The following is a 19,666-nucleotide window of genomic DNA, read 5'->3' as shown; positions in this document are numbered from 1 at the left end:
TCATGTTTTTAAAGGTCAGTGTCTGCCTGTGATTGCGCCAGCTTGACCTTTGTTAGGAGATCACCCTGAAAAGGTTGGCGTTACACCTTCGGGCGGTTTCTCATTGATAAACGCGCCGATACGGTCCAGCAGTGGCCGACGAGGACAGCCGGGGCGTGTCACCGCCCCAAGGTCGCGCAGGTTGCCGGGTGCGTCGAAGGGCACAAAGCACAGGGGCCATCTGTCGCGCCTGAACTGTTCAGCCGCCAGTGCTGAGACAATGGTGCAATCGTCCGAATGGCAGATGTGGCGGCAAATCGTCTCGAACCTTAAGGCGCTGAGATCGAACCGCTTGCTGACCCGGTGAGAGGGGTCCTGCTTGGGCAGACGATCTTCCAACTCATAGCCGAAACTGTGCGGCAACCGGATAAAGTCATGGGCAGGCACGTCCTCGGGCGCAATGGACGGCAAATGGCACAGCGGGTGTCCGTCTCGGACGGCCAGAAAAAGCGGCTCGGTCCAGATCGAGGTGAAATCAAGCGTCGCTAAAGTGTTGGTCTTGGCCACCAGTGCCACGTCCAGAGTGTGATCTTCGACCATGCGCAACATGTTTTGTGGTAGGTCCTCGATCAACGTCACGCGCATGTTGGGAAACAGCGTGCTGAACAACTCCGAGAAATACTGTGTCAAATAGGGAGCCAGCGTCGGGGTCATGCCCACATTGAACGGAACGGCTTCGGGGTCGCGGAACTGGGTCGCGGTATCCCGGATGTTCTGAGCGTCTTTCAGAATGCGCTCGGCGATAGCGATTACGCGGTCACCGCAGGCGGTTGGACGTACCTCGTTGTTGAGGCGCAGAAACAGATCGGCCCCCAGCTCCTGTTCAAGCTTTTTTACCTGATTGGACAGCGCAGGTTGCGATACGTTGCAGGCCACAGCGGCTTGGCTGAATTGGCCGTGTTTGGCAATGGCAAGGACATATTCCAAGTCTCTGAAATTCATAACCGCGAACCAATAACGTGCTTTCCGACCCCGCACGGGTTGCTCTTTAGATACGTTATCGCGGGCTGAGTTGCAGAAAATCGGGATCACAATCACTGACATAACCGTCATCACGCGCCACTGAATAGTGCCGCATGAATCCCGACAAATGACTAACACATTGAAATCTAAAGATACGCTGTCACCGCATATCACGACTGTTGTGACTATTTGCGTTGGTTATACGCCCAATTCGCAGGATGAATTTTAGCTGACGGGCGGCGGGTCCTACCCCTTTGCTACGTGGAACGCCCAGAACAGCGGGCGGGCCGCAAAATGCAAACCCATGATGGAGTTACCAATGCTGTCCCAACTTCTGGCAAGCATCCGCGCCCGTCTCTTGACCACGTCTACATTGGCGCAAGAGACATCTCGCGATGGCCAATCCCTTATCAACAACTTCTTCCAAAGCACCGTAGTCGATGACACACCGGCTTTTGTTCTGGCAAATGACTTCTCGCGCCTGCTGAACTTTGGAGAGATCGTCACCAACAACGCGGTCGCGGCTGTTCTGGCGCAAGGTCAGGATGTTGATGTCTTCAATTTCCGCTCGGGCCGGATTGAGGCCAACAATGGCCCCGAAGCGCTGGCGACCGGTGTGCAAGTCACCGGCAGTGCATCGATCCGCAACTTCGGTGAAATCGCGGGTGAGTTCAACGGCGTTCAGTTTGCCGGTGCAGGCAGCTCGGGCAGTCTCGATAACTTCCGAGGTGGCGTGATCAACTCGGACAGCCGCGCGGTCGACATTCAGGGCCAAGGCATCGATGTGCGCAACTTCGGCGACATCATCGGCACCGGCGACCAGCGCAACGGCACGATCTATACCAACAGCACTGCCGAAGATGTTTCGATCTCAAACTTCACGGGCGGCACCATTGATGCCGGTGAAAACAACCAGGGCGCGGGCATCTCGCTGCAGGTTGGTGATGAGATCGGTGACCGCGTGGAAACCGATGTCTTCAATGGCGTTGGTGCAACCATTCAGGGCCGTGGTCAGGCCGCGTCGAACACCGCGCTGGCCGGTGATGGCATCCGCATCGACAATGGCGCTGAAGGCACCATTCTGGAGACTGAAATCCTCAACAGCGGCCTGATCTCGACCGAGAGCAATCAGGGAACAGCCGCCGGTATCCGCATCGCAGATGGTGCGAACACAGAAGGGGAAATCCTGAACACCTCAACCGGTGTGATCGAAGGCCCACGCAACGGCCTGTATATCGGCGATGGTGAACATGATCTGGACGTGCTGAACTTTGGCACCATCCAGTCGGGCAGCCGCGCGGTAAATATCGACGGCTCGGGCGTTGATCTGGTCAATGGCGGTGACATTCTGGGCACCGGTGATCAGCGCAACGGAACGGTCTATGCAGACGACACCGCCCGCGACTATTCGATCAACAACTTGGCGACGGGCACGATCGACGCCGGTGAAGGCAATAACGGTGCCGGTATCTCTTTGTCACTGGCCGAAGGCGGTAATGGCGAGGTTGAAATCACCAACGACGGCTCCATCGCGGGACGCGGCAACGCAGGCGCAGGTCTGGGCACGGCCGGTGACGGCATCCGTCTGGAAGGTACGCGTCTGGAAGGCGGAGGCTTTGGCCCTGCCCTGTTCACCGGCACCATCACCAACACCGGGTCGGTCACGTCTGAGGGCGCCAACAACACTGTAGGTGCGTTCCGGGCTGTGAACGGAGTCAATTTTCAGGGCCAATTGGTCAATGAGGAAACCGGATTGTTCGCGGGCGTTCAGAACGGTGTGTACTTCGGCACCGGCGATCACGCAGGTGGGTCCTTCGTCAACCGTGGCACCGTGACCTCGGAAAGCCGCGCGCTGAACATTGACGGGGACGGGCTTGAGGTCGTGAACGAAGGCGACATCCTCGGCACCGGCAACCAGCGCAATGGCACCGTCTATGCCGATGGTACGGCCGACAACTACAGCTTCACCAACACCGGTCTTGTCGATGCAGGCGAAGGCAACAACGGCTCTGCCGTTTCGCTGCAAACCGGTGACGTCTCGGGTGATGTGGTGTCAGCAGTTGTTATCAACGAAGGCACCTTCCAGGGGCGCGGCGACGCGGTCGAGGGCAATCAGGTCGGCGACGGTCTGCGCTTGTTCACCAACCAGGACGATGCCTCGTTTGCAGGTGTGGTTGTCAACGAAGGCCTGATCGCCGGATCTGAGGACTCGGACGCCGCTGCAGGTATTCGCGTGGATGGTGGTCTAAACCTTCTGGGCGCAATCCTGAACGAAGGTGAAATCCGTGGCACGGTCAACGCAATCGATGCTTCGGATGCGGGCGACGTGACCATCGTCAATGACGACGAAGGCGTGATCAACGGCAACGTCCTGCTGGGCGGTGGCGACGATATCTTTGTCGATCTGGGCACCACCAACGGCAATATCGCCGGCGGCGCGGGAGATGACGTCCTGATCGCAGGTGAAGCCGACAACGTTCTGACCGGTGGTCTGGGCAATGACTTCATCGATGGCGGTGACGGTATCGACACAGCCGATTTCTCGGATCTGGACGTTGCAGTCGAGGTGTCCCTGGACGCCAACGGCAATGGCACCGCGACCCGTGACACCGGCTTTACCGTCACAGTCACCGATGCGGTTGTTGATGACCCCGACCAATTTGGCTCGAACATCCCGGACCCGTCGTGGTTTGTTGAGGAAGCCATCTTGGGCAACCTGTACTACAACATCCACACTTCGGACTTCCCCGGCGGTGAGATCCGTGGGCAACTGCTTGTGGACGACATCGTCACCGAAAACGGCATCCGTACAGTCACCCTCAGCGGTGGTCTGGATGCGTCGCAGGAACCCGGACCCACTTCGGACAGCGAGGCAACAGGCGAAGCCACGGTCGTTATCACTCAGAACCTGAACACGGGTGTTGTCACCTATTCCAGCGAGCTGAGTGTTGTTGGCCTGAACGAAGCCGACTTGAACACGCCGATCCCGGGCGTTGTTTCGGCCATCCACCTGCACAATGCACCTGCCGGTCAGAATGGCGCGGTCGTACAGGATACGCTGGTGGACGCCGGGGCTACATTGGATACCCAGGCCACAGGCGGCACCGGCGTCATTGGTCAGGATGTCATCGACAACCAGATCGAGGTCGACACTCTGCGCTCGATCGAACGGGTTGTCGGCTCGGATGACAGCGACACGATCGATGTGTCTGGCTTTGATGGTGTAACCGTTGATCTGGACCTGAGCGGCCCTGCGCCGAACGCGGCAGGCAACGGCGATGAAGGCCCGCAGGATGGTGCCATTATCGTAGACGGTCAGATCGTTGCCGAAGTCGATGACTTCGAAAACGTTGTCGGTTCCAGCGGGGATGACCTGCTCTTGGGCAACAACGAATTCAACGTGCTCGACGGCGGTGCCGGAAATGATGCGATCCACTCGTTTGGTGGGGCTGACATCATCATCGGCGGTGAAGGCATCGATACTGCGCTGTTTACGGCTGGGCCGGGCGTTGTTCTGGATCTGGACGAAGACGGCAACGGTGTCGCCGCGGTCAACGCGCCGGACGGTGCCACGCTGGATCAGGTGTTCGGGTTCGAAAACATCAACGGCTCGAACAATGCAGGCAGCCCGAATGGTGGCAACGACATCCTGTCGGGCAACTCAGGGGCCAATACCCTGAACGGCCAGGCCGGTGACGATGTGCTGAACGGCGAAGGTGGCGATGACATCCTGATCGGAGGCGCAGGCAACGATACCTTTGTCTTTGCGGGCAACTTCGGGAACGACGTTGTTCAGGACTTTGAGGTTGGCATTGACCAACTGCAGTTCGGCGATTTCGGTCCCGACTTCGGTGGCAATCTCAATGTCGCTCAGGATGGTGCAGACGCGCTGATCACCTTCGGTGATGAAGGTTCGGTTCGTCTGGCAGGCGTCAACAGCGCCGATCTGACCGAAGATGACTTCGTCGCATAATCGAGTAGCAGCGGGGCGACCTCTGGTCGCCCCGTTTTTCTAATAGGAAAGGGCCCAAGACATGTTCCAGAACGCCAATCCCGTCAAATCCGCCTGGGGGTCGCTGCGCAAAGGCTTTGTTGCGGTCGCGGTCTTCAGCCTGTTTCTGAACCTTTTGATGCTGGCCGGGCCGCTCTACATGCTGCAGGTTTATGACCGCGTGCTGACCAGCCAAAACGCCGATACTCTGATCGCCCTGTCGCTGCTGCTGGCCGGGGTTTTCGTCGTGATCGCCTGCCTTGACCTGATGCGGATGCGCATCCTTGGCCGTCTGGCCGCCCGGTTCGAACTAAGTGTCGGCGCACCTGTCCTTGGCGCGGCCATGCGCCGCCGGGTTCAAGGCGAAAGCGAGGCGGGTGAAAATCTGGTCGAAGACGTGAACGGCTTTCGCGAGTTTATCTCGGGCACAACTCTGACCGCTTTCTTCGATGCCCCATGGATACCGATCTATCTATTGGTGCTGTATGTTCTGCACCCGATTCTGGGTCTGCTGGGCGTGGCCGGAGCTGCCACCCTGACCATCATGGCGCTGATCAACAACGCCCGCGCTCGTAACCCGATGCAGCAGGCTTCACAAGCTCGCGGACGCTCGGACGCGCTGTTCAAAACCAGCGACAATAACGCCGAGCTGGTTCACGCGCTGGGTATGAAAGACGATCTGGTGCGCCGTTGGACGGCCCTGCAAGCGGACGCGCATCAGCATAAAACCTGCGCCGCAGATCGGATCGCCAGTTTTTCCGTCATGTCCAAAACCATTCGCATGGGTCTGCAATCTGCTGCACTTGGCCTTGGGGCCGCGCTTGCAATCACCGGAGAATCCACAGCCGGCGTGATGATCGCCGCGACCATCGTTTTGGCCCGTGCTCTGGCTCCGATTGATCAACTGATCGGCCAGTGGCGTTCATTTCTTGCAGCGCGTGGCTCGTACAGCAAGATCAAGCAGCTGACCGCGGACTTCTCTGAGGAGCCCGCCAACCTGCACCTGCCGCGAGCGTTCAAGGCACTGGACGTCCGAATTGCGCAAGCGGCCCCGCCGCGCGCGTTGAATGCCACCCTTCGCGGAATTGATTTCAACCTGACAGCCGGGGATGTTCTGGCCGTGATAGGTCAAAGCGGGTCGGGCAAGACTACCCTGGGCAAGATGCTGGCCGGTATCTGGCATCCGCAAAGGGGCGAGGTTCTGCTGGATGGCAGTTCGATGTCGAAATGGAACGCTGAAGATCTGGGCAAGCAGGTCGGTTACCTGCCGCAGGATGTGGAATTGTTCGACGGCACCATCCGCGAAAACATCGGCCGGTTCTCGACAGCAATCGACGATGCCGAGGTTCTGCGCGCGGCCCGCGAAGCTGGGGTACATGAATTGGTCAATAGCCTGCCCGACGGGTACGAAACTCGCATCGGCCAAGGGTTCTTTTTGTCTGGCGGCCAGCGTCAGAGGCTAGCTCTGGCCAGAGCACTGTACGGCGATCCGTTTGTGTTGGTTTTGGACGAACCGAACTCGGACCTGGACGCCGAGGGCGAGCAGGCCCTTCGTGATGCCTTGCTGGCTGTTCAGGAACGCGGCGCGATTGCGATCGTCATGACACATCGTCCGGCCACGTTGCAGGCCGCCAACAAGGTGTTGGTTCTGCGCAATGGTGGTCAGGCCCAGTTTGGCGACAAACAGGACGTGTTGAAGGTGAACAGCCGCAATGTGCTGCAAACACCCCCGCGCACATCCAGTGAAACTCAGATTGCAGGAGCAGCCCAATGACAAACCTGGTCAAATACTCCCATTCCCGCAATGCCGTTGGATATCCCGAAACTCAGGCGGCGGTTATTACCGACACTTCATCCAGCATCGGGCGATATGTGCTGTTCGGACTGTTCACTCTGGCGGTATTCGTCGGGGGCAGCGCTTATTGGGCTTTCGCCTCAAAACTGGATGGGGCTGTGGTCGCGCCCGCCTCGTTCGTGGTCGAAGGGGATCGCAAGACAGTCGAGCATCTGGACGGCGGCATCATCCATTCCATTCTAGTGACAGATGGGCAATTTGTTGAGGCCGGGCAACCCTTGGTGCAGCTCGACAGTACTGAAATTGACGTCGATCTCAGCGTGCAGGGCAGCCAGTTGGGAGAGCTTTCGGTTCGTCGCGCGCGCCTTCTTGCGCAGATGAGCGGACAGCCTACGTTTGACGAAGCAACCGCTCTGGCCGGGTTCCGTGAGGGGATGGAGCGCTTGCACTGGGTTTCGCCCTACCTGACCCAGAAACAGTTGTTCGACGCCGAAGCGCGCGCCAGACGGACCGAGGCGCAGATCAACGCGCAGCGCATCACCGGGCTGCACAATCAGATCGCGGGCCTAAACGAGCAGCGAATAGCAACGCAAAACCAGGTGGAGATCACGCAGACGGAACTGACCAACCTTCAATCGCTTCTGGCCAAAGGTTTGGTCGCAGTTACGCGGGTCAGCGCGCGGCAGATTGAATTGGAGCGGCTTGGCGGGGTTGATGCCTCTTTGCGCACCCAGATCGCGCAGGCCCAGGACCAGGTGCAAGAGCTGGAACTGGCCCTGCTCAGCCAGCAAAAGTTGCGCGATGAGGTCATCGCCGGGGAACTGGCCGTGGTAGAGGCGCAGCTTGATCTGGTTCGTCCGCAATTTGTGGGAACTTTGGCGCGGCTGAAGCGGACGCAGGTTTTGGCGCCCACAAGCGGGCGCGTCGTGAACCTTGGCGTTTCGACCACCGGAGGCGTCATCCGGCCGGGCGAGCCGATCATGGATATCGTCCCTGCCGATCAGGCCCTGATCGTCGAGGCAAGAGTCAAAACCGGTGACATCGACAAGCTGCGGATCGGTCAGCCCACCCGCATCCGCCTTTCTGCTTTCGCTCAGGCAGATGTGCCTGAAGCCAGCGGCCGGATATTTGATATTTCCGCAGATGCGCTCGAGGATGATCGCACCGGCGAACCTTATTACAAGGCGCGGGTCAAGCTGGATGACGAACAGCCGAAGGACGTCGCGGCGTTGGAATTGGTGCCAGGTATGCCCGCTGATCTGTTCGTTAGTACGGGGGAGCGTGCGGTGATCAGCTATCTGTCGCAACCGATCAGCGACCGGCTGGCAAGGACGTTCATCGAATGAACCTGAATACCTGCGCCTAAAAAATAGGCGCAGGTTATCGGTTTGATGGAAAATTCGTCAGCACGGATTTACATCAGGCATCTACAGATTTCTACTTTGAGGGCAATGAACGATGCCGCTGCCCCTACCCTGCCCCTTCTTGTGTTTTCCGATCTGGATGGCACGTTGTTGGACCACCAGGACTATAGCTGGGAAGCGGCCAGACCGGGACTGGACCGACTGAAGGAATTGGGGGCGTGGCTGGTTCTGGCCAGCAGCAAGACGGCTGCAGAAATCCAGCCTTTGCAGCAAGAGATGGGCCTGACACACATGCCCGCCATCGTTGAAAATGGGGCCGGGATACTGTGGCCCGGTACAACTGACGAAGGCGGGGATTGTTATCCACGCCTTCGGTCCATGCTGAACGTTTTGCCGTCCGGCTTTCTCGGCTTTGGCGACCTTACCGATCAGGAAGTGGCGCAGAAGACCGGCTTGAACCTTACGCAGGCGGTCCTAGCAAAGCAGCGTAGGTTCAGTGAACCAGGGCTGTGGACAGGCTCGGAAATCGGTTTGCAGGAGTTCCTGTTATCCGCCAAGCGCACCGGACTGCACGCCCGGCAAGGCGGGCGTTTTCTAACCCTTTCCTTTGGCAAGACAAAGGCGGACGCAATGGCCGAGGTCACCGCGAAATTACAGCCGCTGCGCACAATAGCCTTGGGCGACGCACCCAACGACAGCGAAATGATTCAGGCTGCCGATCAGGGCGTGATTATCTCCAATCCTCATGGTCCGACTATCCCTCCCTTCCCGCCCGAAGTCGAAACTCGAATTCTCAGAACAACTCAGAGCGGGCCGCGAGGCTGGTCCCACGCGATCCTGACGTTGACCGCAGCGCTCTGATCCAGAAAAGGCACCAGACATGGCAGACTTTCATCAGAACGGTAACATCACCACTTTGCACAACCTGCGCAGCAGACCCGCCGGACAACTGGCGCATGAGATTTCGGTTTTTGCTGAAACACGAAAGATCACCCTGATCCTGCCTTGCCTGTATTCGGAGTTGGAAGGGCCAGCGCTGGCGGGCATCCTGAAGGAACTGGCGCAGGTGCCTTATCTGCACCGTATCATCATCGGTCTGGATCAGGCGGATGAGGCGCAATATCGCCACGCCCGCGCGGTTTTTGCCGACCTGCCGCAAAACCATGCGGTAATCTGGAATGACAGCCCACGCCTGACCCAGCTTGAGGGTCAGCTGCGCGAAATGGGGTTGGCCCCACAGGAACCCGGAAAGGGCAAGAATGTCTGGTCTTGCATCGGCTACCTACTGGCCTGTGCCGACAGCTCAGTCATGGCGATCCATGATTGCGATATCTTAACCTATGACCGGCAAATGCTGGACCGTCTGGTCTATCCGGTGGTCAACCCGACCTTTCCGTTCCAGATGGCCAAAGGGTTCTATCCCCGCATTGGCGAAGGCAAGTTGAACGGGCGCGTGACCCGTCTGCTTGTCAGTCCGCTGCTGATTGCATTGAAGAAAGTGATCGGGGATCGCGATTACCTCGATTATCTGCGCAGTTTTCGCTATCCGTTGTCGGGTGAGTTCGCCATTCGCACGCCCACCCTGCCCGATCTTCGTATCCCATCAGATTGGGGTTTGGAAATTGGCGTTTTGTCCGAGGCCTGGCGCAACCTGGCGCCGAAATCCGTCTGCCAGGTTGAGATCGCCGACAATTACGACCACAAGCATCAGGACCTGTCGCCCGAAGATGCCAACCGCGGCCTTTCCCGCATGTCCACCGATATCTGCAAGGCGATCTTCCGCAAACTGGCCGCCGATGGCACCGTGTTCACGCCCAACACCTTCCGCACGCTGAAGGCCACTTATTACCGATCAGCGTTGGACCTGCTCGAGGGTTACTATACCGACGCCAAGATGAACGGACTGGAATTGGACCGCCACAAGGAAGAGAAGTCCATCGAGCTGTTCGCCGAAAACATCATCCGTGCGGGTCAGGTCTTCCTCGATAACCCGCACGAAACACCGTTCATTCCAACGTGGAACCGCGTACACTCGGCGGACTCGGAATTTCTGTTGCGCTTGAAGGCGGCGGTGTCCGAGGATCTTAAGGAGTTCACCCCGCGTTCGTGATCCAGCGGCACTGATAAGGCGCCAGCACGATATCAGGGCCGTTGGTGGCAAGTATTTCTCCGGTCAGGGCGTCGGTCCAGGCCTCCTCGGCGATCATATTGATCTCAGCGGGGCTGACATGCACCGGGTCGGACGAGACATTATGCAGCGCAAAGATGGACTGGCTGCGGTCCAGACTCTGCCGCCAGATGCCGAACAAGCGGTTGTCCAGCCGCAGAGTGAATTGGGTGGCATTCGGATGAAATGCCGCCTGCTGAGACCGCAGGCGCAATCGGCGTGACAGTTCCGACAACACCAGCGCCTGATAGGACCCCGGATCGGCCAGCCGCGCCAGCAGATCGGGATAATGCCAGCGATGCCGGTTGATCGCCCGGTTCATGCCACGCCTTTCGACCGCCTCGTGATCGTTGGGTGTGGCCAGCAGAGAGTGGATATAAAAGGCCGGTATCCCCTCAAGCGACATGACGATGGTTTGCGAGCAGATGAAACGGGCGAGGTGGTATCGATCTTCGCCAGTAAAGGTCTCGCGCATCGCCTCGAAATACCCGCAATTCAGCTCATAGGGTTCCTCGCGCCCATCAGGCAGTGCTCGCATCGACACCAGCCCGCCGATCCGCCGCACGGTGTCGATCATGCGGTCTTTTTCATCGGGCGGCAGTACCCCTTCGGCGGGGCGCATGCCGATGCCGTCATGACTGGCAGTGAAATTCAGATAGGCACAGCCAAGCTGCGCAGGTGGCATCGCGGCTTGCCATTCACGCAGATATTGCGCGGTACCGGATTGCATCGCATGCAGGATCAGTGGCGGCAGTGGGAAATTGTAAACCGCGTGCGCCTCATTCCGGTTGCCGAAATAGCTGAGATTTTCGGTGCGCGGTACATTGGTTTCAGTCAGCAGCACCAAGGTTTCTGTAGTGTAGTCACACAGCAGCCGCAGCAGTTGCACAATGGCATGGGTTTGCGGCAGATGGATGCAGTTTGTGCCAATCTCTTTCCAGACGAATGCCACCGCATCCAACCGCAGGATGCGCACCCCCTTGTCGATGTGCAGACGGATAATCCGCAGCATTTCGATCAGCACTACGGGGTTCGAAAAATCCAGATCCACCTGATCGTGACTGAACGTGCACCAGACGTATTTCTCACCCTGATTGGTTTCGACCTGCCGCAGCAAAGGGGTGGTACGCGGACGCACGACCTGAGAAAGATCATCCTCTGGCGAGGCTTCGAAAAAGAACCGGTCGTGCGGGGACTTCCCCTGTAGGAAATTGGTGAACCACGCGCCCTGGCTTGAGACATGGTTCAACACAAGATCGGACATAAGATGAAAGTCGCCCGCGATCCGGGTGATATCCGTCCAATCCCCCAATTGCGGGCTGACGGTATAGTAATCAGACACCGCGAACCCGTCATCAGAGGTGAACGGAAAGAACGGCAGGATGTGCACACCGTTCACGACGCCGCTCAGATGTCGAAGCAGAAAATCATGCAGCAGGTCCAGCGGTTTGTGGACCTGATCCTCTATCGAGTTGCCATAGGTGATAAGGACGCTGTCCTTTTCGGACCACAGCTTGTTACCTGGCTTGCGTCCCTGTTTGCGTCGATGCGTTCCCTCGGGCCAAAAGGCTTCGGTGATCTGGCGGACCAGTTTAGCTTGATCATGATCGGGGTAAATCTGAACGAGCAGATCGTTCAGTCGGCGGGAGAAGCTGGTGTTCACACTGGTCAAGGGTCACAGGGCCTTCGCTGTATCCGCTTGATGGTTTTCCAGAACGGTCCACCTGTCAAACCTCAACTGTTTGAACGGCCTTTCTTTGGGCAAACGCCCGCGCGCCTGCTCAAAACTTGGTCAGACCCCATAACGGGCCATGAACATGTCCACCGCCTGCAGCGCGATTGCGTCGATTTCGGATTGGGTGAAACTGGTCTGGATACCCAAAGCGGCCTTGGTCCAGATACGCACCTTGCAGAGTTCCGAAAACTGCTCGGCCGCAATCTGAAGGTCTTCAATTGCCAGTTCGCCCTTTTTCACCGCCTTTTCCAGATATTCAACCATGTGCCGTTGGCCGTTCTGAGGTCCCGCTTCGAAAAACACTGTGCCGAGTTCGGGGAACCTATCCCGTTCAGCCACGCAGATTCGGAACACCTGCTGCGAGAAATCCGACACCAGAAAAGCGGCTAGCTGAGTGGCGGTGATCGTCAGAACCTCACGTGCGGGTTTGGAATCGTCGATCATCGAAATGACGTTTTCGGCCATCCGTTTGCACTCGGTCTGCGCGACCTCCATGAACAGCAGCCGTTTATCGGGAAAATAGCTGTAGAGCGTAGCCTTGGATACACCTGCAGCGCGCGCGATGTCATCGACGCTTGCGCCTTCGAAACCATCCGCCATGAAAACCTCTCGGGCACCACGCAAAACCTGATCGAATTTGCGACCCGTACGAAGGATGGCGGCTGTCTCTGTCATGGGCTCTCCTTGGTGTGTTGATCCTCTGAAACTATAAACCGTTCGGTTCAGATACAACGATTCGCGTAATTTCCGGGGATGCGACCAGTTGAAATCCGTTCATTTTCACGTCAAAGCCTAGCACCAGGCAGGTGTGGCGGCTAAACGCTTGCCGCTCCTTCAAACAATGCTAACACTCTGGCCATGGTCGATATCTTTCTACGCACGCTTCCGTTTTTCGCGATCATCGGCCTTGGGTATTGGGCCGGGCGCACCCGGTTCTTCACGGAAGAAGCAACGGCCTATCTGACCAAATTCGTGTTTTTCTTTGCGCTGTCGGCTATGCTATTCCGCTTTGCCGCCACTCTGCCTTTTGCCGAAATTTTCAATGGCCGCCTTGTCGTAGGCTATCTGCTGGGCACTGTTGTGGTCTACGCGTTGGCGACGCTTGTGGCTTGGATACGCGGGCTTGATATCCCAACCGCCGCGGTCGAGGCCCAATGTGCCGCCATCGGCAATGTCGGCTTTCTGGGTCTTCCAATGCTGGCCCTGCTGTTGTCCGAAGCCGCCATCGGGCCGGTGATGCTGGTTCTGACGGTTGATCTGGTGGTGTTTTCGTCGCTGATCGTGATTTTGATCAATGCCGGGCGCGACGGGCGGCTGACGCCCGCAACCCTGCGATTGATTGGGCTGGGGCTACTAAAGAACCCGATGATCGTGTCGATTTCCGCAGGCATGTTGTGGTCGGCGTTTCAAGTGCCGGTTCCCGGGCCTTTGAACGATTTTCTAACGATTCTAGGCGGGGCCGCCACGCCGGGTGCGCTGTTCGCGATCGGGGCCTCGCTGGCCTCCAAGTCGGCCGAACGGGTGCAGGTCGCGGCCTGGCTAAGCTTTTGTAAACTGGTCGTCCACCCGGCCTGTGTTGCCGTTGCTTTGCTGTGGGTAATCCCGGTAGCTGCGTTTCCGGCTGCGGTCGCCATTGCAGCTGCCGCACTGCCGGTCGCGGGAAATGTCTACATGCTGGCGGCCCATTATGGCGTGGCCCCGCATCGGGCTTCGGCGGCCATCCTGCTGTCTACGGCTGCCAGCATCCTGACAGTACCGTTCGTTATTGCCTGGGTCGCAACACTCTGAGCGTCATCTTTCAAAAAAGTACTCCCGCCGAAGGCGCATGGCCTTTACGCCACGTCCTTGTAGGGTTAGCCATATCGCGACCCAAAGCTAAGGACTCTGCCAGATGGAAACCCTTTCCGAAAACGCCTGTTTTGGTGGCGTTCAGGGCGTTTACCGCCACTCTTCCGCAGCCTGCCAATGCGACATGACTTTTGGCCTGTTTCTTCCGGCTGAGGCCAAAGATGGCCCGGTTCCGGTTCTGTGGTACCTGTCTGGCCTGACCTGCACCCACGAAAACGCCATGACCAAAGCGGGCGCTCAGGCCTGGGCAGCCGAACAGGGTATCGCCGTGGTCTTCCCCGACACCTCGCCGCGCGGCGCGGGCGTGGCCGATCACGAAGATTACGATCTGGGTCAGGGTGCCGGGTTCTATGTGAACGCAACACAATCCCCCTGGGCGCCACACTTTAACATGTGGGATTATGTGGCCGAGGAACTGCCCGCCCTGCTGGCCGAGAACTTCGCCATCGACATGGACCGTCAGGCCATTACCGGCCACTCGATGGGCGGTCACGGCGCGCTGACGCTGGCCATGAACCTGCCGGGACGGTTCCGCTCGGTTTCGGCCTTTGCGCCAATCTCGAATCCAACCGGCGCGGATTGGGGTCGCAAGCAACTGGGTGCTTATCTGGGCGCGGATGAGGCCACATGGGCCAAGCATGATGCCTCGTTGCTGATGAAAGAGGTCGGGTTTGACGGGCCAATCCTTATTGACACCGGATCCAGCGATCAATTCATCGACCTGCTGCGCCCCGAAGCTCTGGCGCAAGCGATTGCCGAACGTCGGCAACAGGCAACTTATCGTCTGCAACCGGGCTATGATCATTCATATTTCTTTGTGTCGACCTTTATGGAAGATCACATCACCTTTCACGCCGAGGCGTTGTACGGAGACTGACGGATGCCCAATTTCGATTACGACCTGATCATTATCGGGTCGGGCCCGTCCGGGCGTGCCGCCGCGATTCAGGCGGGCAAACTGAAACGTCGGGTGCTAGTGATCGACCGCAAGGACCGGTTCGGAGGTGTCTCGGTCCATACCGGCACGATCCCTTCCAAGACGCTGCGCGAGACCGTTCTGAACTTGTCCGGCTGGCGCGAGCGCAGCTTTTACGGCCGCTCGTACCGGGTCAAGGATCAGATCCGGGCCGAGGACCTGAAGGCGCGTCTGCACATGACACTGGACCACGAGGTCGATGTGCTGGAGCACCAGTTCAATCGCAACCATGTGGAATCCCTGAACGGTCTGGCCAAATTCGTTGGCCCGCATGAGGTAGAGGTCGCGACGGACGCGGGCGAAACCACGCGTCTGACGGCGGCCAAATTTCTGATTGCTACGGGAACCAAGACCTATAGACCGGACTACGTGCCTTTCAACGGCAAAACGATCGTGGATGGCGATGAGTTCCTCGAGATGGCCGAAATCCCGCGCTCGCTGGTGGTGATCGGGGCCGGTGTGATCGGGGTGGAATACGCCACAATGTTCTCGGCGCTGGACGTGCGGGTGACACTGATCGAACCGCGCGACTCGTTTCTGGATTTCATCGACAGCCGCCTGATTCACGATTTCACTCACCAGATTCGCGAAAATGGCGTCGATCTGCGGCTGGGCTCTGCGGTCGAAAAGATCGAGGACGCGGGATCTCATGTCGAATTGACGCTGGAAAACGGTCGTCACGTCCGAGCTGAGATGCTGTTGTTCGCTGCGGGTCGTATGGGCGCGACGTCCAAGCTGAATCTGGATGCTGTTGGACTAGAAACGGATCACCGCAATCGGATCAAAGTGGATCGCAAGACTTATCAGACTGCCGTGCCGCATATCTATGCGACCGGTGATGTGATCGGTCACCCGTCGCTGGCCTCGACGTCCTTGCAGCAAGGCCGCGTGGCCGCCTGTCATGCGCTGGACACGCCCACCCTGCCCGAAAGCCCATGGTACCCCTATGGCATCTATTCAGTGCCCGAAATTTCCACCTGCGGCATGTCCGAGGAAGAGCTGCAGGAACGCGGCATCCCCTATGAGGTCGGCGTGGCGCGGTTCCGCGAAACCTCGCGCGGGCATATCATGGGGTTGGAGCACGGGATGCTGAAGATGCTGTTCTCGCTGAAAACCCGCCGGGTGCTGGGCGTGCAGATCGTCGGCGAAGGCGCGACCGAGTTGATCCACATTGCACAGGCCGTGCTGAACCTGAAGGGTACAGTGGACTACTTCGTACAGAACACGTTCAACTATCCGACACTGGCCGAGGCCTACAAGATCGCGGGCCTGGACGCGTTCAACAGGATGCCGATCCCCGAAGAGTTCAAAGTGCGAAAGAAACCCGCTGAACCTGCGAAGAAACAGGTCAAGAAGGCGTGACCACGCTCTATGTCGATGGTGATGCCTGTCCGGTAAAGGCTGAGGCAGAACGCGTGGCGACTCGCCACAAGGTGCCAATGGCATTGGTCTCGAACGGCGGGCTGCGGCCATCGGCAAACCCTCTGGTGCAGGTCGTAATTGTGGCGGAAGGCGCGGACGAGGCGGACAAGTGGATTGCCGAGCGTTGCGGGTCGGAGGATGTGGTGGTGACCTCGGACATCCCACTGGCCGCAAAATGCGTGGAAGCGGGCGCGCGAGTGCTGCGCCCGAATGGCGAGGCCTTCACGGCGGCCAATATCGGCCAACAACTGGCGATGCGCGATCTGATGGCTGACCTGCGTGCCGCTAACCCCTTGGGGGCCGGCGGCGCTGGCAAATCTTTTGGCAAGGCAGATCGGTCCCGTTTCCTTGATGCGCTCGAGCGGGAATTGCGAGCAGCCCTGCGAGGGTAGCCCTCCCGCCCGTCAGAGACGCATCAAAGATGCGCCTTCTCCGGTTGGGCCGGGCAGCGCTGCGCGCTGCGGTTCTGCACTTGTAAATCTGCTCTGGGATTGGTTCAGTCGGCGCAAATTGGATAGACTTGACAGGGGCACATCATGCCGATTGAAGCCGTGATTTTCGATATTGGGAACGTTCTGATCCAATGGCAACCCGAACGCTATTACGACAAGGTGATCGGGGAGGAGCGCCGCCGCGCTATGTTCGCTGAGGTTGATCTACACGGAATGAATGATCTGGTGGATCAGGGTCACCACTTCACCGACACGATCTATGACTGGGCCGAGAAGTATCCCGAATGGCGCGATGAGATCCGGATGTGGCACGACAAGTGGATTGAGCTGGCCTCGCCCGAGATCCCGCACTCGGTCCGACTGCAGCGGGCTTTGCGCGCCAAGAATATTCCGGTTTTCGCACTCACAAACTTTGGGGTGCAGAATTTCGATTATGCTACAACTGTTTACCCGTTTCTAAACGAATTCGACCGGCTGTATGTTTCGGGGCGTATGCAGGCCGTGAAGCCTCACGTTCCGATCTATGAGATGCTTGAGGCCGATTGCGGCGTCGCCCCCGAAGCACTGCTGTTCGCGGATGACCGGATCGACAATATCGAAACGGCACGAGCGCGCGGATGGCAGACGCATCATTTCAACGGTCCTCAGGGTTGGGCAGACCGTCTGGTCGCCGAAGGTCTGTTAACCGCGGATGAGGCGCGATGAACGTTCTGCAAATCCCCTTTGCTGCCGGAGAAGCCAATCTGGACTGGTTGGAACTGACCCAGGCCATCGCTGAAGGACATCAACGGCCCAAGGCGCAGATAGAGGACACGTTTCTGTACCGCGGCGCGGATACGCTGCTGTCGCGGTCGGCCTGGGTTGACGGGCTGGGAATTGCGGTGAAATCCACCACCATTTTCCCGGGCAACGTTCAGGCTGGGCGCCCTGCGATAGATGGATCGGTCAGCGTTTATGACGACGCGGATGGGCGATTGACGGCCTTGGTTGACTTTTTTCTGGTGACCAAGTGGAAAACAGCCGGGGACAGCTTGCTGGGCGCGCTGCGGTTGGCAAACCCAAACAGCCGCAAAATCCTAATCGTGGGCGCAGGTCCGGTTGCTCATTCGCTCTGCGAAGCTTTTGCTGCCGGTTTCCCGCAGGCCAAAATACGGTTGTGGAACCGCACAAGTTCCAAAGCCGAAGATTTGGCTGCAAAACTGGAGCATGTCGACGTCGAATATGACCTGGCCAATGCGGTGGATCGGGCCGATATTATTCTGACTGCAACTATGAGCACTCAGCCATTCATCAAGGGCGAGTGGCTACGCCCAGGTCAGCATCTGAACCTCGTCGGCGCCTATCGGCCCGACATGCGCGAGGCCGAAGATCTGGCGCTGCAGCGCGCCCGCATCTTCATGGACAGTTTCGACTCAACCGTTGATCATATCGGTGAGATCAAAACACCGCTAGAACAGGGCGTGATTGCACGTGCGGACTTGGTGGCTGACTACTATGATCTGGACAAGTTCACCCCCGACCCCACCACCATCACTTTGTTCAAGAACGGTGGTGGCGCACATTTGGACCTGATGACCAGCCAATACATCATCAGCAAATATGGGGTCTAATCAGGCTGCGGCAGCAACCTGAGGTCTGTTCTCGCGAATGGGCAAGTGGACGATGGCGCTGAAGGCGCCAACGGCTACGCCGATCCACCAGACCATCGTGTAGTCGCCATAGACGTCATACATTCGGCCGCCCAACCAGACCCCGAGGAAGCCTCCGATCTGGTGGCTGAGGAAAATAAAGCCGTAGAGCGTGCCCATGTAGCGCAGCCCATACAGATGCGCGACAAGGCCCGAGGTCAACGGAACCGTCGCCAGCCAGAGCGACCCCATGACGATTGAGAAGACGATGACCGACATCGGGGTGATCGGCAGGATGATGAAGATCGCCGCCGCCAAAGTGCGACCCGTATAGATTGCCGCCAGAAGGTATTTCTTGGGGAAGTGGTTCCCAGCCCAACCGGCCAGCAACGTGCCTCCGATATTCGCCAGCCCCACCAGCGAGATGGCCACCGCCCCGAGGGCAGACGTGGTGGTGATTCCCAATGAATGCAGGACACCGCCGGGTTGGATTGGGCCACACATCTCGGTTACGAAGGCCGGAAAATGAGCGGTGATGAAGGCCAATTGATAGCCGCAGCTGAAAAAGCCCAGAAAGATCATCGCATAAGACGGATCGCGGAAGGCGCGACCCAGAATCTGACTCATACTCTCTTCCAGTTCAGCCTTGCTGACCGGTTGCGGGGCGCGCATGAAGGGCAGTGTCAGCACAAGTGCAAGGATTGCGGCAGCGAAGACGATGAAGACCTGTTGCCAAGGCAGGAAAGTCAAAAGCCACTCGGCCGTAGGCGCACCGATTACCTGACCGAAGCTGCCCGCCGCCGTGACAATGGCCAAAGACATCGATCGGTTCTTATCAGACGACGCGCGCCCGACAACGGCCAGCACAACGCCGAAGCCCGTACCCGCGATGCCGAAGCCGACCAGCCAGGCGTACATCTGGTGCCCGAACGGCGTGATCGACCACGCCGATAGCACCATCCCAGCCGCGTAGGTCAGCGCGCCAAGGATGATCGCTTTCCGGTCACCTACCTTTTCTGCAATTGCGGCAAAGATCGGTTGCCCTATCCCCCAGGCGAGGTTCTGGATCGCAATCGCCAGCGAAAAGTCGGTTCGTAGCCAGCCAAATTCGCTGGCAATCGGAATCTGAAATACCCCGAACGAAGCGCGCACGGCGAAACTGACCATGATGATGATACATCCGACGATCAGGATCGGGTTTAGCAGGCGGGCAGACTGTGGCATTCGGACCTCGGGGAATTAGCTGGCTGAGGATTAGCGGTTTTGCACACAGCGTCAAATCAACA

The 19,666-nt window shown here is 58.4% G+C and carries 15 protein-coding genes; 11 read left to right on the top strand and 4 right to left on the bottom strand.

Annotated elements, in window-relative coordinates:
* Positions 1–60: 60 nt before the first annotated feature.
* Entirely contained in the window at positions 61–981 is a 921-nt protein-coding gene (locus tag ACXAGD_RS19220; RefSeq protein ID WP_475212981.1) for a LysR family transcriptional regulator, read from the bottom strand.
* Positions 982–1,321: 340 nt separating this feature from the next.
* On the opposite strand from ACXAGD_RS19220, the gene ACXAGD_RS19215 reads away from it, so the two are divergent.
* From ACXAGD_RS19215 to ACXAGD_RS19195, 5 genes are all read left to right on the top strand, one after another.
* Positions 1,322–4,975, top strand: coding sequence for a beta strand repeat-containing protein (locus ACXAGD_RS19215; protein ID WP_475212980.1), 3,654 nt, complete (start codon positions 1,322–1,324; stop codon positions 4,973–4,975).
* Between the two features lie 61 nt (positions 4,976–5,036).
* A complete protein-coding gene (locus ACXAGD_RS19210) occupies positions 5,037–6,767 on the top strand; it encodes a type I secretion system permease/ATPase (RefSeq protein ID WP_475212978.1) in 1,731 nt (576 codons plus the stop codon).
* Positions 6,764–8,134 carry an HlyD family type I secretion periplasmic adaptor subunit gene (locus ACXAGD_RS19205; protein WP_475212977.1) on the top strand — a complete coding sequence of 457 codons (1,371 nt, stop codon included), beginning with the start codon at positions 6,764–6,766 and terminating at the stop codon, positions 8,132–8,134. Before ACXAGD_RS19210 ends, ACXAGD_RS19205 begins: the two co-directional genes overlap by 4 nt.
* 105 nt (positions 8,135–8,239) lie before the next feature.
* Positions 8,240–9,013: an HAD-IIB family hydrolase gene (locus tag ACXAGD_RS19200; RefSeq protein ID WP_475212976.1), complete on the top strand. Its 774-nt coding sequence runs from the start codon at positions 8,240–8,242 to the stop codon at positions 9,011–9,013.
* Positions 9,014–9,032: 19 nt separating this feature from the next.
* On the top strand, positions 9,033–10,262 hold the full coding sequence (locus tag ACXAGD_RS19195; RefSeq protein WP_475212974.1) for a glycosyltransferase family protein: 1,230 nt from the start codon (positions 9,033–9,035) through the stop codon (positions 10,260–10,262).
* On the opposite strand, the gene ACXAGD_RS19190 is transcribed toward ACXAGD_RS19195, so the two are convergent.
* Positions 10,246–11,982 (bottom strand): sugar phosphorylase, encoded by a 1,737-nt coding sequence (locus ACXAGD_RS19190; RefSeq protein ID WP_475212973.1) that lies wholly within the window; start codon positions 11,980–11,982, stop codon positions 10,246–10,248. The two genes, ACXAGD_RS19195 and ACXAGD_RS19190, sit on opposite strands and share 17 nt — an antisense overlap.
* A 129-nt stretch (positions 11,983–12,111) precedes the next feature.
* The gene (locus ACXAGD_RS19185) at positions 12,112–12,729 is read right to left on the bottom strand and encodes a TetR/AcrR family transcriptional regulator (protein WP_475212972.1); all 618 of its coding nucleotides are present in this window, start codon (positions 12,727–12,729) and stop codon (positions 12,112–12,114) included.
* Positions 12,730–12,912: 183 nt separating this feature from the next.
* Between ACXAGD_RS19185 and ACXAGD_RS19180 the strand changes: the two genes are divergently transcribed.
* The 6 genes from ACXAGD_RS19180 (at position 12,913) to ACXAGD_RS19155 (ending at position 18,362) form a co-directional block, all read left to right on the top strand.
* A complete protein-coding gene (locus tag ACXAGD_RS19180) occupies positions 12,913–13,842 on the top strand; it encodes an AEC family transporter (RefSeq protein ID WP_475212970.1) in 930 nt (309 codons plus the stop codon).
* A gap of 103 nt (positions 13,843–13,945) precedes the next feature.
* Entirely contained in the window at positions 13,946–14,779 is an 834-nt protein-coding gene (fghA, locus tag ACXAGD_RS19175) for an S-formylglutathione hydrolase (protein ID WP_475212968.1), read from the top strand.
* Between the two features lie 3 nt (positions 14,780–14,782).
* Complete coding sequence (gene sthA, locus ACXAGD_RS19170; RefSeq protein ID WP_475212967.1) at positions 14,783–16,240, top strand: Si-specific NAD(P)(+) transhydrogenase; 1,458 nt, start codon at positions 14,783–14,785, stop codon at positions 16,238–16,240.
* Positions 16,237–16,692 carry a YaiI/YqxD family protein gene (locus ACXAGD_RS19165; protein ID WP_475212965.1) on the top strand — a complete coding sequence of 152 codons (456 nt, stop codon included), beginning with the start codon at positions 16,237–16,239 and terminating at the stop codon, positions 16,690–16,692. Before sthA ends, ACXAGD_RS19165 begins: the two co-directional genes overlap by 4 nt.
* 144 nt (positions 16,693–16,836) lie before the next feature.
* Positions 16,837–17,457 carry an HAD family hydrolase gene (locus ACXAGD_RS19160; protein ID WP_475212964.1) on the top strand — a complete coding sequence of 207 codons (621 nt, stop codon included), beginning with the start codon at positions 16,837–16,839 and terminating at the stop codon, positions 17,455–17,457.
* Positions 17,454–18,362: an ornithine cyclodeaminase family protein gene (locus ACXAGD_RS19155; protein ID WP_475212963.1), complete on the top strand. Its 909-nt coding sequence runs from the start codon at positions 17,454–17,456 to the stop codon at positions 18,360–18,362. Before ACXAGD_RS19160 ends, ACXAGD_RS19155 begins: the two co-directional genes overlap by 4 nt.
* Here the strand turns inward: ACXAGD_RS19155 and ACXAGD_RS19150 are convergent, their stop codons facing one another.
* Positions 18,363–19,604: an MFS transporter gene (locus ACXAGD_RS19150; protein WP_475212961.1), complete on the bottom strand. Its 1,242-nt coding sequence runs from the start codon at positions 19,602–19,604 to the stop codon at positions 18,363–18,365. It lies immediately after the preceding gene.
* Positions 19,605–19,666: the final 62 nt, after the last annotated feature.

This window comes from Ruegeria sp. ABF4_144 (assembly GCF_056160045.1).
Note: the sequence above shows the minus strand (reverse complement) of the source record. Positions and strands in the feature narration are given on the sequence as shown.

Bases quoted from the DNA above. Each gene is read 5' to 3' on its own strand.
- ACXAGD_RS19220 (WP_475212981.1), bottom strand. From the start codon at position 981: ATGAATTTCAGAGACTTGGAATATGTCCTTGCCATTGCCAAACACGGC.
- ACXAGD_RS19215 (WP_475212980.1), top strand. From the start codon at position 1,322: ATGCTGTCCCAACTTCTGGCAAGCATCCGCGCCCGTCTCTTGACCACG.
- ACXAGD_RS19210 (WP_475212978.1), top strand. From the start codon at position 5,037: ATGTTCCAGAACGCCAATCCCGTCAAATCCGCCTGGGGGTCGCTGCGC.
- ACXAGD_RS19205 (WP_475212977.1), top strand. From the start codon at position 6,764: ATGACAAACCTGGTCAAATACTCCCATTCCCGCAATGCCGTTGGATAT.
- ACXAGD_RS19200 (WP_475212976.1), top strand. From the start codon at position 8,240: ATGAACGATGCCGCTGCCCCTACCCTGCCCCTTCTTGTGTTTTCCGAT.
- ACXAGD_RS19195 (WP_475212974.1), top strand. From the start codon at position 9,033: ATGGCAGACTTTCATCAGAACGGTAACATCACCACTTTGCACAACCTG.
- ACXAGD_RS19185 (WP_475212972.1), bottom strand. From the start codon at position 12,729: ATGACAGAGACAGCCGCCATCCTTCGTACGGGTCGCAAATTCGATCAG.
- ACXAGD_RS19180 (WP_475212970.1), top strand. From the start codon at position 12,913: ATGGTCGATATCTTTCTACGCACGCTTCCGTTTTTCGCGATCATCGGC.
- fghA (WP_475212968.1), top strand. From the start codon at position 13,946: ATGGAAACCCTTTCCGAAAACGCCTGTTTTGGTGGCGTTCAGGGCGTT.
- sthA (WP_475212967.1), top strand. From the start codon at position 14,783: ATGCCCAATTTCGATTACGACCTGATCATTATCGGGTCGGGCCCGTCC.
- ACXAGD_RS19160 (WP_475212964.1), top strand. From the start codon at position 16,837: ATGCCGATTGAAGCCGTGATTTTCGATATTGGGAACGTTCTGATCCAA.
- ACXAGD_RS19155 (WP_475212963.1), top strand. From the start codon at position 17,454: ATGAACGTTCTGCAAATCCCCTTTGCTGCCGGAGAAGCCAATCTGGAC.
- ACXAGD_RS19150 (WP_475212961.1), bottom strand. From the start codon at position 19,604: ATGCCACAGTCTGCCCGCCTGCTAAACCCGATCCTGATCGTCGGATGT.